The sequence below is a fragment of the Streptomyces sp. NPDC048211 genome (genome assembly GCF_043202315.1).
Classification (GTDB): domain Bacteria; phylum Actinomycetota; class Actinomycetes; order Streptomycetales; family Streptomycetaceae; genus Streptomyces.
The window spans coordinates 392,972-410,803 of record NZ_JBIDAD010000006.1 but is presented as its reverse complement, the minus strand read 5'-3'; the positions used below and the strand labels follow the sequence as shown (position 1 = coordinate 410,803).

General features: G+C 69.1%; 16 protein-coding genes and 1 tRNA gene. 10 read left to right on the top strand and 7 right to left on the bottom strand.

All coding sequences use genetic code 11. The annotated features are described in order from the left end of the window. Positions 1 to 123 precede the first annotated feature (123 nt). The gene (locus ACGFZA_RS24105; protein ID WP_393681780.1) at positions 124 to 1,587 is read left to right on the top strand and encodes an aminopeptidase P family protein; all 1,464 of its coding nucleotides are present in this window, start codon (positions 124 to 126) and stop codon (positions 1,585 to 1,587) included. 37 nt (positions 1,588 to 1,624) lie between these two features. On the opposite strand, the gene ACGFZA_RS24100 is transcribed toward ACGFZA_RS24105, so the two are convergent. Next, positions 1,625 to 2,242, bottom strand: a complete 618-nt coding sequence (locus ACGFZA_RS24100; RefSeq protein ID WP_393681778.1) for an ATP-binding protein — start codon at positions 2,240 to 2,242, stop codon at positions 1,625 to 1,627. A 257-nt stretch (positions 2,243 to 2,499) separates the two neighbouring features. On the opposite strand from ACGFZA_RS24100, the gene ACGFZA_RS24095 reads away from it, so the two are divergent. From ACGFZA_RS24095 to ACGFZA_RS24055, 9 genes are all read left to right on the top strand, one after another. Further along, the gene (locus ACGFZA_RS24095; protein ID WP_385277693.1) at positions 2,500 to 3,288 is read left to right on the top strand and encodes a hypothetical protein; all 789 of its coding nucleotides are present in this window, start codon (positions 2,500 to 2,502) and stop codon (positions 3,286 to 3,288) included. A gap of 167 nt (positions 3,289 to 3,455) precedes the next feature. Continuing rightward, positions 3,456 to 4,199 carry a YcnI family protein gene (locus ACGFZA_RS24090; RefSeq protein ID WP_385277691.1) on the top strand — a complete coding sequence of 248 codons (744 nt, stop codon included), beginning with the start codon at positions 3,456 to 3,458 and terminating at the stop codon, positions 4,197 to 4,199. A 48-nt stretch (positions 4,200 to 4,247) separates the two neighbouring features. Continuing rightward, complete coding sequence (locus tag ACGFZA_RS24085; protein ID WP_385277689.1) at positions 4,248 to 4,901, top strand: SCO family protein; 654 nt, start codon at positions 4,248 to 4,250, stop codon at positions 4,899 to 4,901. Continuing rightward, on the top strand, positions 4,898 to 5,347 hold the full coding sequence (locus ACGFZA_RS24080; protein ID WP_385277687.1) for a copper chaperone PCu(A)C: 450 nt from the start codon (positions 4,898 to 4,900) through the stop codon (positions 5,345 to 5,347). Before ACGFZA_RS24085 ends, ACGFZA_RS24080 begins: the two co-directional genes overlap by 4 nt. Before the next feature lie 14 nt (positions 5,348 to 5,361). Beyond that, the gene (locus tag ACGFZA_RS24075) at positions 5,362 to 7,350 is read left to right on the top strand and encodes a copper resistance CopC/CopD family protein (protein ID WP_393681774.1); all 1,989 of its coding nucleotides are present in this window, start codon (positions 5,362 to 5,364) and stop codon (positions 7,348 to 7,350) included. A 92-nt stretch (positions 7,351 to 7,442) separates the two neighbouring features. Next, positions 7,443 to 8,699: an iron uptake transporter deferrochelatase/peroxidase subunit gene (efeB, locus tag ACGFZA_RS24070; protein WP_393681936.1), complete on the top strand. Its 1,257-nt coding sequence runs from the start codon at positions 7,443 to 7,445 to the stop codon at positions 8,697 to 8,699. Positions 8,700 to 8,726: 27 nt separating this feature from the next. Further along, positions 8,727 to 9,662: a prephenate dehydratase gene (gene pheA / locus ACGFZA_RS24065; protein WP_393681772.1), complete on the top strand. Its 936-nt coding sequence runs from the start codon at positions 8,727 to 8,729 to the stop codon at positions 9,660 to 9,662. A gap of 881 nt (positions 9,663 to 10,543) precedes the next feature. Next, positions 10,544 to 11,833 (top strand): serine--tRNA ligase, encoded by a 1,290-nt coding sequence (serS, locus tag ACGFZA_RS24060; protein ID WP_385277681.1) that lies wholly within the window; start codon positions 10,544 to 10,546, stop codon positions 11,831 to 11,833. Beyond that, positions 11,830 to 12,627, top strand: coding sequence for an HAD family hydrolase (locus ACGFZA_RS24055; protein ID WP_393681769.1), 798 nt, complete (start codon positions 11,830 to 11,832; stop codon positions 12,625 to 12,627). Before serS ends, ACGFZA_RS24055 begins: the two co-directional genes overlap by 4 nt. A 21-nt stretch (positions 12,628 to 12,648) precedes the next feature. On the opposite strand, the gene ACGFZA_RS24050 is transcribed toward ACGFZA_RS24055, so the two are convergent. The 6 genes from ACGFZA_RS24050 to ACGFZA_RS24025 form a co-directional block, all read right to left on the bottom strand. Next, positions 12,649 to 12,735: transfer RNA gene (locus ACGFZA_RS24050), tRNA-Ser, on the bottom strand. Between the two features lie 345 nt (positions 12,736 to 13,080). Continuing rightward, the gene (locus ACGFZA_RS24045; protein WP_393681767.1) at positions 13,081 to 13,776 is read right to left on the bottom strand and encodes a hypothetical protein; all 696 of its coding nucleotides are present in this window, start codon (positions 13,774 to 13,776) and stop codon (positions 13,081 to 13,083) included. 285 nt (positions 13,777 to 14,061) lie between these two features. Continuing rightward, positions 14,062 to 14,781, bottom strand: coding sequence for an ABC transporter permease (locus tag ACGFZA_RS24040; RefSeq protein ID WP_393059321.1), 720 nt, complete (start codon positions 14,779 to 14,781; stop codon positions 14,062 to 14,064). Positions 14,782 to 14,809: 28 nt separating this feature from the next. Next, positions 14,810 to 15,721, bottom strand: coding sequence for an ABC transporter ATP-binding protein (locus ACGFZA_RS24035; protein ID WP_393681765.1), 912 nt, complete (start codon positions 15,719 to 15,721; stop codon positions 14,810 to 14,812). Next, positions 15,718 to 16,626: an ABC transporter permease gene (locus ACGFZA_RS24030; protein ID WP_385277671.1), complete on the bottom strand. Its 909-nt coding sequence runs from the start codon at positions 16,624 to 16,626 to the stop codon at positions 15,718 to 15,720. The genes ACGFZA_RS24035 and ACGFZA_RS24030 overlap by 4 nt, the downstream gene beginning before the upstream one ends. Continuing rightward, the gene (locus tag ACGFZA_RS24025) at positions 16,616 to 17,614 is read right to left on the bottom strand and encodes an ABC transporter ATP-binding protein (protein WP_393681934.1); all 999 of its coding nucleotides are present in this window, start codon (positions 17,612 to 17,614) and stop codon (positions 16,616 to 16,618) included. Before ACGFZA_RS24025 ends, ACGFZA_RS24030 begins: the two co-directional genes overlap by 11 nt. Positions 17,615 to 17,832: the final 218 nt, after the last annotated feature.

Below are 17,832 nucleotides of genomic sequence, written 5' to 3'. Positions count from 1 at the left end.
GCCGTCCCGCACCCACCGGTGCCGGGCACACCACCCTGTGTAAGAGGCCTTCCGGCCCTGGGCCCCCTTCCGTACGCCCGTACGATGGAGGGGGTCCAGTGTCGTATCAAGGAGAGACAAGTCGTGTCTGAGGAGCTCACCCCGGAGAACCCGGAGACCGAAGAGACCGAACCGGTCAAGCAGCGGAAGAACGGCCTGTACCCGGGCGTCTCCGATGAGCTCGCCGCGAGCATGAAGTCCGGCTGGGCCGACACCGAGCTGCACGGCCTGGAGCCGGTCGCCCAGGCCCCGCACACCGCGGACCGCCGCGCCGCGCTGTCGGCGCGCTTCCCCGGCGAGCGGCTGGTCATCCCGGCCGGCCGGCTGAAGACCCGGTCCAATGACACCGAGTACGCCTTCCGCGCCTCCACCGAGTACGCGTACCTCACGGGCGACCAGACGCAGGACGGCGTCCTCGTCCTGGAGCCGAAGGGCGAGGGCCACGAGGCGACCGTCTACCTGCTGCCGCGCTCCGACCGGGAGAACGGCGAGTTCTGGCTCGACGGCCAGGGCGAGCTGTGGGTGGGCCGCCGGCACTCCCTGACCGAGGCCGAGCAGCTGCTCGGCATCCCGGCGAAGGACGTCCGCGAGCTGCCCGCCGCCCTGACCGAGGCCACCGGCCCGGTCCGTAACGTCCGCGGTCACGACGCCGGCATCGAGGCCGCGCTGACCGACAAGGTCACCGCGGAGCGCGACGAGGAGCTGCGGGTCTTCCTCTCCGAGGCGCGCCTGGTCAAGGACGCCTTCGAGATCGCGGAGCTGGAGAAGGCCTGCGACATCACCGCGCGCGGCTTCGAGGACGTCGTGAAGGTCCTCGACAAGGCCGAGGCGACGAGCGAGCGCTACATCGAGGGAACCTTCTTCCTCCGCGCCCGCATCGAGGGCAACGACATCGGCTACGGCTCGATCTGTGCCGCAGGTCCGCACGCCACCACCCTGCACTGGGTACGCAACGACGGTGCGGTGCGCTCCGGCGAGCTGCTTCTGCTCGACGCCGGCGTGGAGACCAATGACCTCTACACCGCCGATGTGACCCGCACGCTTCCCATCAACGGCACGTTCACGCCGCTGCAGCGGAAGATCTACGACGCGGTGTACGAGGCGCAGGAGGCGGGCATCGCCGCGGTGAAGCCCGGAGCGGACTTCCGCGACTTCCACGACGCCGCGCAGCGCGTGCTCACCGAGAAGCTCGTCGAGTGGGGTCTGTTCGGCGACCTGTCCGTGGACAAGGTCCTGGAGCTGGGCCTCCAGCGCCGCTGGACACTGCACGGCACCGGTCACATGCTCGGCATGGACGTCCACGACTGCGCCGCCGCGCGGACCGAGTCGTACGTCAACGGGACGCTGGAGCCCGGTGTGTGCCTCACCGTGGAGCCCGGTCTCTACTTCCAGGCCGACGACCTGACCGTTCCCGAGGAGTACCGCGGCATCGGCGTCCGGATCGAGGACGACATCCTCGTCACCGAGGACGGCAACCGGAACCTCTCGGACAAGCTGCCGCGGCAGGCCGACGAGGTCGAGGCGTGGATGGCCCGCCTCAAGGGCTGACCGTCCGCCTCGCCGCACGCGCCGGAGGGCGCCCCGCTCAAGACACCATGAGCAGGGCGCCCTCCCGCCATTTCAGGACCTTGTCGAAGCTCACCACCGCTCCGCCGTGGCCCGGCCGGTTGCCGAAGTGGACGTGATCGGAGAGCTGCTCGATCAGGCAGAGACCCCGCCCGTCCTCCGCGGTGAGCGGCGGGTGTTCGGCGTACTGCGGTCCGCGCGGCTGCCTCGTGTCATGCGGCGGCGTCGCCCCGTACGGCTGGTGCCGTTCATGTTGCTGAGGCGATTCGTGCGGCTGCTGTGCTTCGTGCTGCTGTGCGGCGGTGCGAAGTACGCGCCTGGCGGGGAAGCCCGGTCCGGAATCGGCGACTTCGATACGGCACTTCTCGCCGTCCAGATACGCGGTGACCCGGTACTGCCCGCAGGCGGCACCGGACGGCTCCTCCCAGGCATCCCAGTCCTCCGTGGCATCGCCCGCGCCGCCACGAGCCCCGCCGTGTTCAACGGCGTTGGCACAGGCTTCGCTCAGGGCGAGCGACAGGTCGAAGGAGACGTCCGGGTCCACGCCCGCGGATTCCATCGTGCCGAGCAGGAACCGACGGGCGAGCGGAACGCTCGCAGCTTCGCGCCGCAAATGGAGTGACCACCAGATGCTCATGCTCCAGCCTCCTGGCTGCGGCTCGACATACCGATACGTATTGCCGCCCGATGCCATTCGTAAGCACGGACGGGATGTGAGACCGCTCATTCGGCGGATACCCGCGCTCGCCACACCTGTGCATCCCCGGCCCACAGAACCGTTCTGCCCCGTCCGTAACCGGTCCGAACAACCCGCCTCCCGCCCATTCGGGCGGAAGACGACCTTCCGGACCTGCCGTACGGGGACCGGGGGTGCAGTGGGATGATGTCTCGGCCATGACTACGTCTGTGGGACGCGCCGGAGCCGGTATGCGGCTGCTGAGGGCCGCGGTGTTCGCCGCGGTCTGCGTCGCGTTGTCCGCAGCCGGGCACGCGATGGCCGCCTGCGCGACCGTCCCCTGGTGGACACTGCTCGCCGGATTTCTCGGGATCCTTGCGGTGACGGCCCCCCTCGCCGGACGCGAACGCTCACTGGCGTCCATCGCCGCGGCGCTGGCCGGCGGACAGCTCGTCCTGCACACGCTCTTCGGTATGGGAACGCACACCGCCTCGCCCCGGGTTCCGGCCGGCGAGGACGCGCTGATCCGGTTCGCGGCGAGCCTCGTCTGCGGGGCCGGACCCGACCGGCTGAACGCCGCCGACGCCCACCGCATCGTCACCACCGCGGGCATCGACCCGGCCTCGGTGACCGAACATCAGCACCTGACGGCCGCCGCCTCCGCTGACACGGCCGGGATGCTGCCGGACCTTCCCATGGTGCTCGCCCATCTGCTGGCCGCGCTGGCCGCGGGCTGGCTGCTGCGGCGGGGCGAGATCGCCCTGTTCCGCCTCGCCCGGCTGTCGCTCCACGGCGCCCAGCAGGTGGCGGCCGGGGCCCGGCTCCGGGCGTTGCGCGCCGCGCTCTTCCTCGTGGCCGCGCTGCGCGCCGGACTTCCCGGCGGACCGACGACCGGGCCGCGTATCCCCCGTACCGCCGTGGACGCACCGCCCCCGGCCACCGGGGATCCCTTGCAGCACATGGTGATCAGGCGCGGGCCGCCCTGCGTACTCACCCTCGCAGCCTGACGCGACGCCCTCCACGCGATGCCCGCTCGACCCACACCACGCACCCCTGCGGTGCCGGTACGGGTCGTCATGCGCACGCCGCTCGTGAGGAAGAGGTGTCGCGAAACCGGCGCGCACCCGCGCGCCGGAGCACCCTTCCTTCGTGCATCTGTGGAGTGATCCCTGCCATGAACGTTTCCCGCATCGCACTCGTCGGCGGCGTCGCCGCGTCCACCGTGCTGATCCTCGCCGGTACGGCCTCCGCCCACGTCAGCGTCCAGCCGCAGGGCGAGGCCGCCAAGGGCGGTTACGCCGTCATCAACTTCAAGGTCCCCAACGAGCGCGACGACGCCGCGACGACCAAGCTCGAAGTCAACTTCCCGACCGATCACCCGCTGGCGTCCGTCATGCCGCAGCCCGTACCCGGCTGGAAGATCGACGTCACCACGAGCAAGCTGGCCAAGCCGCTCGACATGCACGGCAAGAAGATCAACGAGGCCGTCTCGAAGGTCACCTGGACCGCGGACGGCGGCAAGATCGAGCCCGGCCGCTTCCAGCAGTTCCCGCTCTCGGTCGGCCAGCTCCCCGAGGACGCCGACCAGCTGGTCTTCAAGGCCATCCAGACGTACGACAACAAGGAGGTCGTGCGCTGGATCGAGGAGCAGAAGGACGGAGCGGAGGAGCCCGAGAGCCCCGCACCGGTCCTCAAGCTGACCGCGGCCACCGACGACGCTCACGGCGCCACCGCAGCCTCCGGCTCGGACTCCGCCGACAAGAACGCCACGGCCGACCACGCGAAGGACGAGCAGACGACGGCCTCGGCGTCCTCCTCCAGTGACACCACGGCCCGGGTGCTCGGCATCGTCGGCATCGTCATCGGCGTCGCGGGCGTCGCCTTCGGCTTCCTGGCCGGCCGTCGGCGTCACGCCTGATCCCCCAAAGCCCCACCCGTACACCGACCCATCAGGAATCAGTGCTCCATGGTTAAGAAGTCTGTGCTGGCCGCGGCGCTCGTCGCCGCGGCCGCACTCACCCTGTCCGCCTGCGGCGGCAGTGACAACGACAGCAAGAAGCCCATCGCCGACGTGTCGGTGGAGGCGAAGACCCAGGCCGCGACGGTGCTCGACCAGCCGTTCACCAAGCCGAACCTCGTCCTGACCGACACCCACGGCAAGAAGTACGACCTGCGCGAGCAGACCAAGGGCAAGCCGACGCTCATCTACTTCGGCTACACGAACTGCCCCGATGTCTGCCCGCTCATCATGAGCAACATCGCGATCGCCAAGAAGTCCCTCCCCAAGGCCGACCAGGAGAAGCTCCAGGTCGTCTTCGTCACCACCGACCCGGAGCGGGACACCCCGAAGTCGCTGGGCACGTGGCTCAAGTCCCAGGACGCCTCCTTCATCGGTCTCACCGGTGACTTCCCGACCATCCAGGCGGGCGCCCGGCAGATCGGCATCGGCATCGACGCGCCGAAGAAGGAGAAGGACGGCACGATCGTGTCGATGCACGGCTCCCAGGTCATCGCGTTCTCCCCGAAGACCGACAAGGGGTACGTGCTGTACAGCGAGGACACCACGCCCGACGACTACACCAAGGACCTCCCCAAGATCGTCAAGGGGGAGAACCCGTGAACGGCCGCACCACCCTGGCCGGCGTCCTGGCCCTCTCCACGGGTCTGACGCTGGCCGGGTGCTCGTCCTCGGACGGCAAGCCCGAGCTGAAGGTCATCGGCGCGTTCATGCCGCAGCCCGTCAGCGACATGGCCGCCGGCTTCCTCGTCGTCCGCAACAACGGCGGCAGTTCCGACCGGCTCACCTCGGTCACCAGTCCGCTCTCGGACGAGGTCACCATCCACGAGACGAAGAACCAGGCCATGCGCATGGTGACGTCCTTCGACGTACCCGCGGGCGGTGAGCTGGACCTGGAACGCGGTGGAAACCACATCATGTTCGCGAACCTCAAGCAGCAGCCCAAGCAGGGCGAGAAGGTGTCCGTGGAACTGCACTTCGAGAAGGCCGGCCCCATCAAGGTCGATCTTCCCGTGAAGGAGACCACCCACAACCCGAAGAAGCAGTGAGGGACTGACAGACCATGACAGCCACCGCCCCGCCCTTCGGACCGCCCCCGTCCATATCCGCACCCGCCCGGCGACGGCCGCTCGCCGTCGCCGGGTTCCTCGCCGCCCTGGCCGGCGTGGTGTTCGGTCTGCTGCTGGCCGTCGCGGGTCCCGCGTCGGCGCATGCCGCGCTCACCGGGAGCGATCCACAGGACGGGGCGGTGGTCGGCACCGCGCCCGAGGCCGTCACCCTCACCTTCTCCGAACAGGTCGCCATGGGAGAGGGATCCATCCGGGTCCTGGACCCGGACGGCAAACGCGCGGACACCGAGGACGCCCCGCGCGATCTGCACAGCGGCTCCACCGTGAAGTACGGCGTCTCCCTGCACGCCGGGCTGCCGGACGGTACGTACACCGTCGCCTGGCAGGCCGTATCCGCCGACAGCCATCCGGTCTCCGGAGCCTTCACCTTCTCCATCGGCGCTCCCTCCGAGACCACTGTCGCCCTCCCGGACAACGAGGCCGGCGGCGGCCTCGTCGGCACGCTCTACGGCATCGCCCGCTACGCCGCGTACGCCGGCTTCATCGTGCTCGCCGGAGGCGCGGCGTTCGTCCTGGCCTGCTGGCAACGCGGGGCGAGCGCCCGCCCTTTGCAGCGCCTCGTCGTCCGCGGCTGGATGACCCTCACCGCGGCAACGATCGCGATGCTGCTGCTGCGCAGCCCGTACACCGGCTCCGGGAAGCTCGGCGACGCCTTCGACCTCGACGGTCTGAAGGCTGTCCTGGACACCAAGCCGGGCGCCGCGCTCGTCTCACGACTGCTGCTGCTCGGCGCCAGCGCGCTGTTCATCGCGGTGCTGTTCGGGACGTACGCCAAGCGCGAGGACGAACGGGAGAAGAAGGACCTCACCTTCGGGCTCGCCATCGGAGGTACGGTCGTCGCCGCCGGAATCGCCGGGACCTGGGCGCTGGCCGAACACGCGTCGACCGGAATCCAGCCGGGCATCGCCATGCCGGTCGACGTACTCCATCTGCTGGCCGTCGCCGCCTGGCTGGGCGGGCTCACGGCCCTGCTGGTCGCGCTGTACCGCACCCCCGACATCACGGCCGCCGCGGTGCGGCGCTTCTCCAGGATCGCCTTCACCAGCGTGCTCGTGCTCACCGCGACCGGGATCTACCAGTCCTGGCGCCAGGTCGGCTCCTGGTCCGCGCTCACCGGCACGGGGTACGGACAACTGCTGCTCGTGAAGGTGGGGCTCGTCGCCGTCCTCGTCGGCATCGCCGGGATCTCGCGCCGGTGGACCGCCCGGCTGGCAGGGGGACCGGGCACGGACCGTGCGAACGACCCCGCAGACACGGAGGAGGACGAGAAGGAGGAAGCCGCAGGCCCGGAGAAGGACGAGCAGGACCGCACCGCGGGAGCTCCGCAGACGTCTGATTCCGAGAACCCCGCTCGGGCCGCCCAGCTCGCCCGGCAGCAGGCCGCCATGGCGACCGCGGTGAAGAAGCGGATACGTGACGCCGACCCCGACCGGTCCGGCCTGCGCCGCTCGGTGCTGGCCGAAGTGGGCGTCGCGGTGGCTCTGCTGGCGGTGACCACCATCCTCACCTCGACCGAACCCGGCCGAACCGAGGAGGAGGCGGCGCGCTCGTCGGCACCGGCCGCCGCGCCCGTGGCAAGCGGCCCCGTCAACCTCACGCTGCCCTTCGACACCGGCGGCAAGAACGGCAAGGGCACGGTCCGGATGGACCTCGACCCCGGGCGTACCGGAGCCAACGTGGTGCACCTCTGGATCGACGGCATCGACGGAAAGGCCATGGACGTCCCCGAGGTGAAGCTCGCCTTCACCCTGAAGTCCAAGGACATCGGGCCCCTCCCGGCCCTCCCCGTCCGGCTGACCGAGGGCCACTGGACCGCCACCGGTATCCAGATCCCGATCGCGGGCAACTGGAACGTCGCGGTCACCGTGCGGACCTCGGACATCGACCAGACCACGGTCGACAAGAACGTGAAGATCGGCTGAGCAGGACCGTGAGCAAGAAGAAGACGAACAGCGCAACCACGTCGAACAGCGCGGGCAGCAGGAACAAGCGCACCGGTGACACCGTCACACCCGTGACCGGCCCGATCTCCCGGCGGCGGCTGATCGGCACCGCGGGAGCGGCCGGGGCCACCGGCCTCGTCCTCGGCGCGGCCGGCGGCGCCACCGGCTATGCCGCGACCCGGGACGAGGCACCGGCGGCGCTGTCCTCGGTCGGCTCCACCGAGGTGATGTTTCACGGGAAACATCAACCGGGGATCACCACTCCGCTTCAGGCCCGCGGCCATCTCGTCGCCTTCGACCTGAAGCCCGGAGCCGGGCGGAAGGAGGCGGCGTCCCTGATGCGCCGGTGGTCGGCCGCGGCACAGCGGCTGATGGTCGGTGATCCCGCCGGCGGTGCGGCGGACGGTACGGGGCACGACACCGGCATCGCCCTGGACGCCGGGCCGTCCTCGCTGACCGTCACCTTCGGTTTCGGCGCCACCTTCTTCGAACGGACGGGCCTGACGGATCACCGTCCACCGGGGCTCGATCCCCTGCCGCCGTTCTCCGCCGATCACCTCGACGCCGGACGGTCCAACGGCGACCTCTGGGTGCAGATCGGCGCCGACGACGCACTCGTCGCCTTCCACGCGTTGCGGGCCCTGCAGAAGGAGGCCGCTTCGACGGCCACCGTGCGCTGGCAGATGGACGGCTTCAACCGCACGCCCGGCGCCACCGCGACACCGATGACCGCCCGCAACCTCATGGGCCAGATCGACGGCACCGGGAACCCGAAACCGGCCGACAGTGACTTCGACCAGCGTGTCTTCGTTGCGGCGGGCGCCAAGAACGCCGCGTACGACTGGCTGGCCGGTGGCTCCTACGCCGTCGTCCGGCGGATCAGGATGCTGCTCGACGACTGGGAGAAGCTCCCGGTGGAGCGTCAGGAACGGGTCATCGGCCGGCGCAAGGCGGACGGCGCTCCGCTCAGCGGCGGCACCGAAACCACCGAGATGGACCTCGACAAGGCGGGCCCCGACGGGAAACTACTGATCCCCGACAACGCCCACGCCAGGATCTCCTCCCCCGAGCGCAACAGCGGCGCGGCCATGCTGCGGCGTCCGTTCTCGTACCACGACGGCATCTCCTCGGACGGCACTCCGGACGCCGGTCTGCTGTTCATCTGCTGGCAGGCGGATCCGCTGCGCGGCTTCGTACCCGTACAGCGCAAACTCGACCGGGGCGACGCCCTGTCCCCGTTCCTCCGCCACGAGGCGAGCGGCCTGTTCGCGGTGCCGGGCGGTGCGGCGCACGGGGAGTACGTGGGTCAGCGGCTCCTGGAGTCCTGAGCCGACCCGGCGCATTAGGGTGACGGTATGTCCGCCACGCGCTACGCCTATCTCGGCCCTGAGGGCACCTTCACCGAGGTCGCCCTCCGTACGCTCCCGGAAGCCGCCACCCGCGAACTCGTCCCGATGGTCTCCGTACCAGCAGCGCTGGACGCGGTGCGCAACGGCACGGCCGCCGCGGCGCTCGTACCGATCGAGAACTCCGTCGAGGGCGGCATCACCACCACGCTCGACCAGCTGACCAGCGGCGAACCGCTGATGATCTACCGCGAAGTGCTCCTCTCCATCACCTTCGCGCTGCTCGTGCGTCCCGGCACCAAGCTGTCCGACGTCAAGACGGTCACCGCGCACCCGGCCGCACAGCCGCAGGTACGCAACTGGATGGCAGCCCATCTCCCCCAGGCCGTATGGGAGTCGGCGGCATCCAACGCGGACGGTGCACGGCTCGTGCAGGAGGGGCGGTACGACGCCGCCTTCGCCGGTGAGTTCGCCGCGGCGACGTACGGGCTCGAACCTCTGGTGACCGAGATCCACGACGCCGAGAACGCCCAGACCCGCTTCGTACTGGTGGGCCGCCCGGCCCGGCCGGCCGCACCGACCGGTGCGGACAAGACCTCCGTGGTCATCTGGCTGGGGGACGACCGCCCCGGCGCACTGCTCGAACTGCTCCAGGAGTTCGCGGTACGCGGGGTGAACCTGATGCTGATCCAGTCCCGGCCGACGGGCGCGGGGATCGGCAACTACTGCTTCGCGGTGGACGCCGAGGGCCATATCTCCGACCGCCGGGTCGGCGAGGCGCTGATGGGACTGAAGCGCATCTGCCCGAAGGTGCGCTTCCTCGGCTCCTACCCACGAGCCGGTGTGGCCCCGGCGGACGTACGGCCCCTGCGTGCGGGTACGTCGGACACGGCGTTCACCGAGGCCTCCGACTGGCTGGCCCGGAATCAGGACGGCCGGGCTTGAGGGTCTGAGGATCTGAGGGCTTGAGAGCCTGAGGCGCTCTGCGGGTCTGGCGGTCCGACGTTCTGCTGGGCTGGTGGGCTGACTGACTGACTGGCTGACTGGCTGACTGGCTGACTGACTGGAACGACTGGCGCCTTTTCCTTCCTTATCCGCCAATTCTGACGCCTCGGCCATCCTCGCGACTTGGCTACTCCAGCCACTCCGGCTGCTCCGACTACTTCCGCTGCTTCGGCTACTTCCGCTACTCGGCTGCTTCAGCCGCTTCGGCCGCTTCGGCCGCTTCCGACGAGGGCCCAACCGCCCCGCCCTTCGGCCGGAGACTGCCCAGACACCCGATGCGATCAGCTGATTGTCTTCGACGGAAAAGTTATCCACAGGTGCACTCCTTCGCCTGGGGACAAGTCGACACCACAACGCGACATGGTCGACAAATCTGCCCACCTCGCCTAGATCGGTCCACAGGTCGGCGGGTCGCCCCTTGTCAGCTCAATTCCATTGATCAACTCTTTAGGGCGAGGAATTCCCACCCGAACGAGTGCGCGAAGGGGGTTTAAGTCGTGAATCCACAAGCCGGCATGCGGCTTTCGGAATGATCTCCTTCATGTCCACAGACCTTCCTCACAGCCTGTGGATAACTTCGAGCGATCATCCATCCCTGTGGACAAGCGGCAACCAACTCCCCCTTCAGGCAAGGCCGACGTGTCAAGCCGCATGGTCCTTCTGCCCCTTTTAGGGGAATAGGGTCTCTTTCCTGCCGCGACCGCCCGCGCACCCCTCGCGGATTCCGCCCCCAGCATTACCAATACCGGCAATTCGGGCAAAGTGACACGCTTGGCAATATCGGTTCGAACTCCCGAAGCCGACACCGGTAGCCTGGAGGGGTGATTGACCTTCGCCTGCTTCGTGAGGACCCCGACCGTGTTCGCGCCTCCCAGCGCGCCCGTGGAGAGGACGTCGGCCTCGTCGACGCCCTTCTCTCCGCCGACGAACGGCGCAGGTCGTCCGGGGTCCGGTTCGACGAACTCCGTTCCGAGCAGAAGTCGCTCGGCAAGCTCATCCCCAAGGCCTCCCCGGAGGAGCGCGCCGAACTCCTGAAGAAGGCCGAGCAGCTCAAGGCCGACGTCAAGGCGGCAGACGCGACGCAGAACGAGGCGGACGAGGAGACCAGGAGCCTGTTGCTGCAGCTCGGCAACATCGTCCACTCGGACGTGCCGGTCGGCGGCGAGGAGGACTTCGTCGTCCTGGAGACGCACGGCACCATCCGCGACTTCGGCGCCGAGGGCTTCGAGCCCAAGGACCACCTGGAGCTCGGCGAGGCGCTCGGTGCGATCGACATGGAGCGCGGCGCCAAGGTGTCCGGTTCTCGCTTCTACTACCTGACGGGCGTCGGCGCGCTGCTGGAGCTCGCCCTCGTCAACGCCGCGATCGCCCAGGCAACCGAGGCCGGCTTCATCCCGATGCTCACTCCCGCGCTGGTCCGCCCGCGCGCCATGGAGGGCACCGGCTTCCTCGGCCAGGCCGCGGAGAACGTGTACCACCTGGAGAAGGACGACTACTACCTGGTCGGCACCTCCGAGGTCCCGCTCGCCGCGTACCACATGGACGAGATCATCGACGCGGACAAGCTGCCCCTGCGCTACGCGGGCTTCTCGCCCTGCTTCCGCCGTGAGGCGGGTACGTACGGCAAGGACACCCGCGGCATCTTCCGGGTCCACCAGTTCGACAAGGTCGAGATGTTCTCGTACGTCGACCCGGCGGACGCCGAGGCCGAGCACCAGCGCCTCCTGGACTGGGAGAAGCAGTGGCTCACCGCACTCGGCCTGCCCTTCCAGGTGATCGACGTCGCCACCGGCGACCTCGGCTCCTCGGCCTCCAGGAAGTTCGACTGCGAGGCGTGGATCCCGACCCAGGGCAAGTACCGGGAGCTGACCTCCGCGTCCAACTGCGACGGCTTCCAGGCGCGCCGGCTGTCCGTCCGGATGCGCGACACCCGCGACGGCAAGAAGGTGCTCCAGCCACTGTCCACGCTGAACGGCACGCTCTGCGCCGTTCCGCGCACGATCGTGGCGATCCTGGAGAACCACCAGATGCCCGACGGTTCGGTACGGGTGCCCGAGGTACTCCGTCCGTACCTGGGCGGGCGTGAGTTCCTGGAACCGGTCGCCAAGTGAGTTTTCCGTACAAGCTCGTCGCGACCGACCTCGACGGCACGCTGCTGCGTGACGACGACACGGTCTCCGAGCGCACGCGCGAGGCACTGGCCGCGGTCACCGCGGCCGGTGCGGCGCACATCATCGTCACCGGCCGCTCCGTCCCGTGGACACGCCACATCCTGGACGACCTGGGTTACGAAGGCATCGCGGTCTGCGGCCAGGGCGCGCAGGTCTACCACGCGGGCGAGCACAAGCTGCTGACCTCGCTGACGCTGGACCGGCAGCTGGCCGGACTCGCGCTCTCCAAGGTCGAGGCCGAGGTCGGTCCGCTGGCGCTGGCCGCCAGCCGCGACGGGCTCGACGGCGAAGTACTGGTCGGCCCCGGCTACCGCGTACAGGAGGGGCCCCTGCCGGCCGTCCTCGTGGAGGACCCGGCCGAGATGTGGTCCGCTCCGCTGAACAAGGTCTACATACAGCATCCCGAGCTGGACGACGACGCGTTGGCGAAGGCCGCGCGGGCGGCGGTCGGCAATCTGGTGGACGTCGTCATGGCGGGTCCGGGTGTCGTCGAGATCCTCCCGCTGGGACTCAGCAAGGCCACCGGCCTCTCGCTTGCCGCGCGCCGGCTGGGCGTGAAGGCGGCGGACACGATCGCCTTCGGTGACATGCCGAACGACATCCCCATGTTCGCGTGGGCGCGGCACGGCGTCGCCATGGCCAACGCGCACGAGGACCTGAAGGCCGTCGCGCAGGAGATCACCGCGTCGAACGAGGACGACGGGATCGCCGTGGTGCTGGAGCAGTTGCTCTAGGTTTCGGGCGGTTCGTGACGGCGGAGGATGCGCGGATCGAACGCGCGCGGGGTTCCGGCCCCGACGACGGCTTAGCAAGCCGCTGCCTTACCACTCGGCCAATCCTCCGGGAGGCGGCCGCGCGCGATGCGCGGGAACGGCCGCCCGGGCGTGCTGTCGGGAGCGGCGCGGCGGAGCAGTCGCTGACTACTCCGGTGCCGGCTCGGGCACACCCTGCTGGGAGCTCGACGGACTCGGACTCTCGGTCATCGCCGCGCTCCTCTCCCGGTCCCTGGTGCCGTTGCCGACGTGTGCCGTGCGGCTGGTGCGGCTTGCTGTCCCGCCGGCTGGTGCGCGCAGCCTGCTCCACCGCTTGCTGCTTGCCGCAACGTGCTGTTCCGTACCGCTTACTGTGCCGTGTCCCCGTTGCCCGGTGCCACTCGATTACGGGCGGCACCGGGGCAACGGCCTTCCTCAGCGGTTCCTGTTGCGGTGGCTCAGGTCCTTCAGATGGCGCACGAGCTCGTCCATGCGCCCGTCCAGCCGGCCGATGTCCTCGGACACGCTGCCCAGCCGCACGCTCATGGCGCCGACCACCTGTTGGGTGACCTCAAGCCTCCGGTCGAGACTGTCCAGCCGGTGCGACATCCGGCCGAGCACGGGCCCGAGCTCCTGGAGGGCGGCGCCGACACCGGCGAGGCAGCTTTCGACCCGGGTGACGCGGTGTTCGAGCGACGCGTATCCGGCGCGGAGGTCCTGCTCGGCATCGAGGAGATACGTACGGACGCATCGGGCGATGTCACTGTCGCGAAGAAGCATGGCGACGTTGAGGACGGTCCTGCGGGTGTAGAGCGTGAGTTGCGTGGCCGCCTGTGGATAACTTCCGCCCTCACCACCGCCCCATAGGGACATCATGTCCCTATGGAAGATTCGCAGGTCAGGACCGCGCAGCAAGGTCAGACCGTTCTCCTCCATCTCGGCTCGATGGCGCTGGGTCACCTTTTTGACGACCTCTGTGGATACTTCGAAGTACCGCGCCACGTCCTCGGTGCGAACGTGAACTCCGTCCGGGAGCATGACAAGGCTCTTCACCTTGTCCAGGGCGTCGACGCGCCCCATCTGTTCGACACGCAGCGCGCGTGATTCGAGCAGGGCGACTTCCGTGGGCATGAGCGTGCCTTCCGATCGTGAATGCGACGGCGGACAGCCCTTTCCCCGGGCCTTGGGGGCGGAGGACGCTCACGGTTGCCACTCACTCAATGACCGGCCGACGGATGGCTCCCACCGGATCGGCTATCCACATCTTCACGAAAGCTACGACGCCACGGATTCCAGTTGCCTCCACGCATCGGGAACAACGAACCGATAACCGTACAGTTACGCGTCAGACTGTCCGATATGCGACAACCCCCGTCCATCGGACGGGGGTTGTCGCAGATGACGAGCCGCCTGCGCTCACTCCTCGCCGGCGAGCTTCAGCGTCCGCAGCTTCTGGCCCGCGTACCAGGTCGCGACCACCGTGACCGCGGCCAGCAGGACCGTCGCGGCCGGCAGCCCGACGTCGGAGGTGATCGCGCCGCCCCCGCCGACCTTCTCCGCCACCGCGAGGGACCACTGCTGCACACTGAGCGTGCGCGCACCGGGCACCAGGCTGCCGAACAGGGCCTCCCACACCAGCGCGTAGACGAGTCCGAGGACCACCGCGTGCCGGCTGACCGTGCCCAGCAGCAGGAACAGCGCGCTGTAGGCGATCGAGGCGACCAGCGCCGCGATCGTGTAGGCCACGGCGATCTGCTGACCGTTGCCGTTGAGGATCAGACCGGCGATCAGGGTCGGCACCGCCGAGAACACCATCGTCACCGCGATGGCCACGATCAGCTTGGTGAAGATGATCGTCGGCCGGGTCACCGGCTTGGACAGCAGATAGACGATCGAGCCGTCGTCGATCTCCGGCCCGATGGCGCCGGTCCCGGCGATCACGCCGATCAGCGGCACCATGGTGGCGATGGCGAAACCGCCCAGCACATCCGAGGCCACCTGGTCGTCGGCCCCCGCGAACATCCGTACCGCCACCGCGATGACGATCAGCAGCGCGGGCAGGACGAACAGGATGGCGGCCCGGCGCCGGCCGAGCAGGGCCCGGTAGGTGAGCCGGGCGACTGTGGGGTCGTACATGACGTCACAGCTCCTTTCAGGCCACTACTCAGGCCGCTACGAGATAGGAAAAGACCGATTCGAGGGACTCGTCGGACGGCGAAACGGTCAGAAGCCGAATTCCCTGATCACGCGCCACCTTCGGCAACAGCGTGGTGAAGCGTCCGAAATCGACGGCCTGGATACGCAGGGCGTTCTCGCCGAGGTCGACCTCGATCCCCGCGGTCGACGGGTCGGCGATGAGCGCGGCTGCGAGCGCCCGGTCATCGCTGGACCGTACGAGATAGCGGTGCGGGCGGTCCGTCATCAGCCGGCGGATCTTCCTGAAGTCACCGGACGCCGCATGCCTCCCGGCCACGATCACCTCGATGTGCGAGGCGAGTTGCTCGACCTCTTCGAGGATGTGGGAGGAGAAGAGGACCGTGCGGCCCTCCGCTCCCATCCGTCGCAGCAGTTCCATCAGCTGCATCCGCTGGCGCGGGTCCATCCCGTTGAACGGCTCGTCGAGCAGCAGCACGGACGGGTCGTGGACCAGAGCGGACGCCATCTTCACGCGCTGGCGCATGCCCTTGCTGTACGTGGAGATCTTGCGGTCCTGCGCGTACTCCATCTGGACCGTGGCCAGCGCGGCGGCCGCCTCGGCGTCGCCGAGACCGTGCAGTTCGGCGTTGGCCACGACGAACTCGCGACCGGTCAGGAAGTCGTACATCCCCTCCCGCTCCGGCACGATGCCGATCTGCCGGTAGACGGCCTCGTTGCGCCAGATCGCCTTGCCGTCGAGCGTGACCGTGCCCGTCGACGGGGCGAGGAATCCGGCCATCATGTTGATCAGCGTGGACTTGCCGGCCCCGTTGGGCCCGAGCAGACCGGTGACCCCCGGGCCCACCGTCATGCTCACGTCGTTGACGGCGACCACATTGCCGAACCAGCGGGACGTGTGGTCGATCTCGATGGTGGTCACAGCCCGACCCTCCGGTAGCGGCGCATCAGTACGGCGTACGAGCCGGCGACGAGCGCGAGAACAACGATCAGATAGACCACGCCGGCACCGGCCCCCGGGCCTTCCCCTCCGGGGAAGGCCGAGGTCGCCCCGAGGTACGCGGTCTGCACACCGTCGATGAGCGTGATCGGGGAGAAGAGCCCCAGCCACGGCACGGCCCCGGTGGACCCCGTGGACCAGGCGATGCCCTGGATCGTGCTGACGGCGCCGTACGTAATGGTCAGCACGGCGATCACCGCCGCGACACCGAAGCCACGCCGGGGCGTGAGGGCGGCCATCACGAGACCGAGACCGGCGAAGAGCACGGACAGCAACGCCACCGACACCATCCCCTGGGCGAACCACTTGCTCTGGTCGGCGAAGTCGAACTTGCCCAGCAACGCGCCCACGTAAAGGATCACGAGCGGCGCACCGGTGAGGGCGAAGAGGGCGGAGACCATGGCCGCGAACTTGGCGAGGACGTAGTCGGACCGCTCGATCGGCCGGGAGAAGTACAGCGGAACGCTCTTGAACCGAAGGTCCCTGGAGACCGACTGCGGTGCCTGCGCCGCGATGAACAGGCCGATGACGGCCTGCAGATAGATCGCGAACGAGGTGTACTGGATGGGCAGCTTCGTCGAGTTCGGTGTCGCGATGGCGACCGCCACGAGAATCGCCGCGACCAGGCACATCACGCCGAACAGCAGCATGGGGAGCACCTTGGACTTGGCCGAGCGGCCGAGTCCGAAGGAACCGCGCAGGGACTGCGAGTAGAGCGAGCGGCGCGCGTACGCGCGGCCCAGGCGCGGGCCGTCGTAGGCGCGGTAGCCGATGTTGTGGATCCGGGAGGTCTCGCTCCCGGTCGCGGCGCCGGTCTCAGTGCTCATCGCGACCGCTCCCCTTCTGCTCTGCGGCGGCCACGGACGCGGTCCGCGCCTCGAGGTGCGCCGCCGGTGCCTCTTCGGTACGGAAGACCTCGGCGATGTGATGGCGGCGCTGTTCCATCCGGACGAGGCCGAGGCCGAGCCCGGCGACGCTGTCGCGGACGAGGTCGTACGTCTCCTCGCCGGTCGCCTCGATCAGCAGGATGTGGCCCGCCCCGGGCAGCCCCTCCGCGTCCAGCCCGTCGAGGCCCACCAGCTTGATCCCCGCACCGGTGAGGGCCTGACGCAGGGCGTCGGTCCCGTCAGGGTGGGTGTCGCTGTCGGTGACCTCGACCGCGAGGGTCGTGGTGGTCTGAGTGAAGTCGCTGGTGGAGCTCGAGCGCAGGAGCGTTCCGCCGTCGATGACGACGACGTGGTCGCAGGTCCGTTCCAGTTCGCCCAGAAGGTGCGAGGTGACGAGGACCGAGATGCCGAAGTCCGTGTGGATACGCCGGATCAGGCCCAGCATCTCGTCACGGCCGACCGGGTCCAGTCCGTTGGTCGGCTCGTCGAGGAGGACCAGCTGCGGATCGTGTACCAGCGCCTGGGCCAGCTTCACCCGCTGTTTCATGCCGGTCGAGTAGCCGCCGATGGGCCGGTAGCGCTCCTCGTACAGGCCGACGTGCCGCAGCGTGTCCGCGGTGCGTTCCCGGGCCGCCGTCGGAGGGAGTCCCGACATCCGCGCCATGTGGACGACGAACTCGGTGGCCGAGACGTCGGGCGGCAGGCAGTCGTGCTCCGGCATGTAGCCGACCCGTTCCCGGATGGCGGCGCCGCTGGTCGCGACGTCGAGCCCGAGCACTGCGGCCCGGCCCTCGGTCGCGGAGGACAGACCCAACAGGATCTTGATCAACGTGGACTTGCCGGCTCCGTTGGCGCCCACCAGCCCGGTCACGCCGGGGCCGATGTCCAACGAGAGCCGGTCAAGCGCGGTCACCCGGGGGAACCGCATGCTCAGGCTTTCGGTCGCAATCACAGTCACGTCATCGACGGTAGTGGCGTCGGCCACACCAGTCGTCAGACCTGATGGCTGGATTCCCGTCAGACTCCAGATGTACGGACCCGTAGGGGGACCCCGGGAAGGATGACAGCGGCGCGGTACGGGCGGGAGCAGGGCATCCGAGGGGCGGGAGCAGGGCTCTTCCGAGGGGCGGGGCCGGTGCGTCGGAA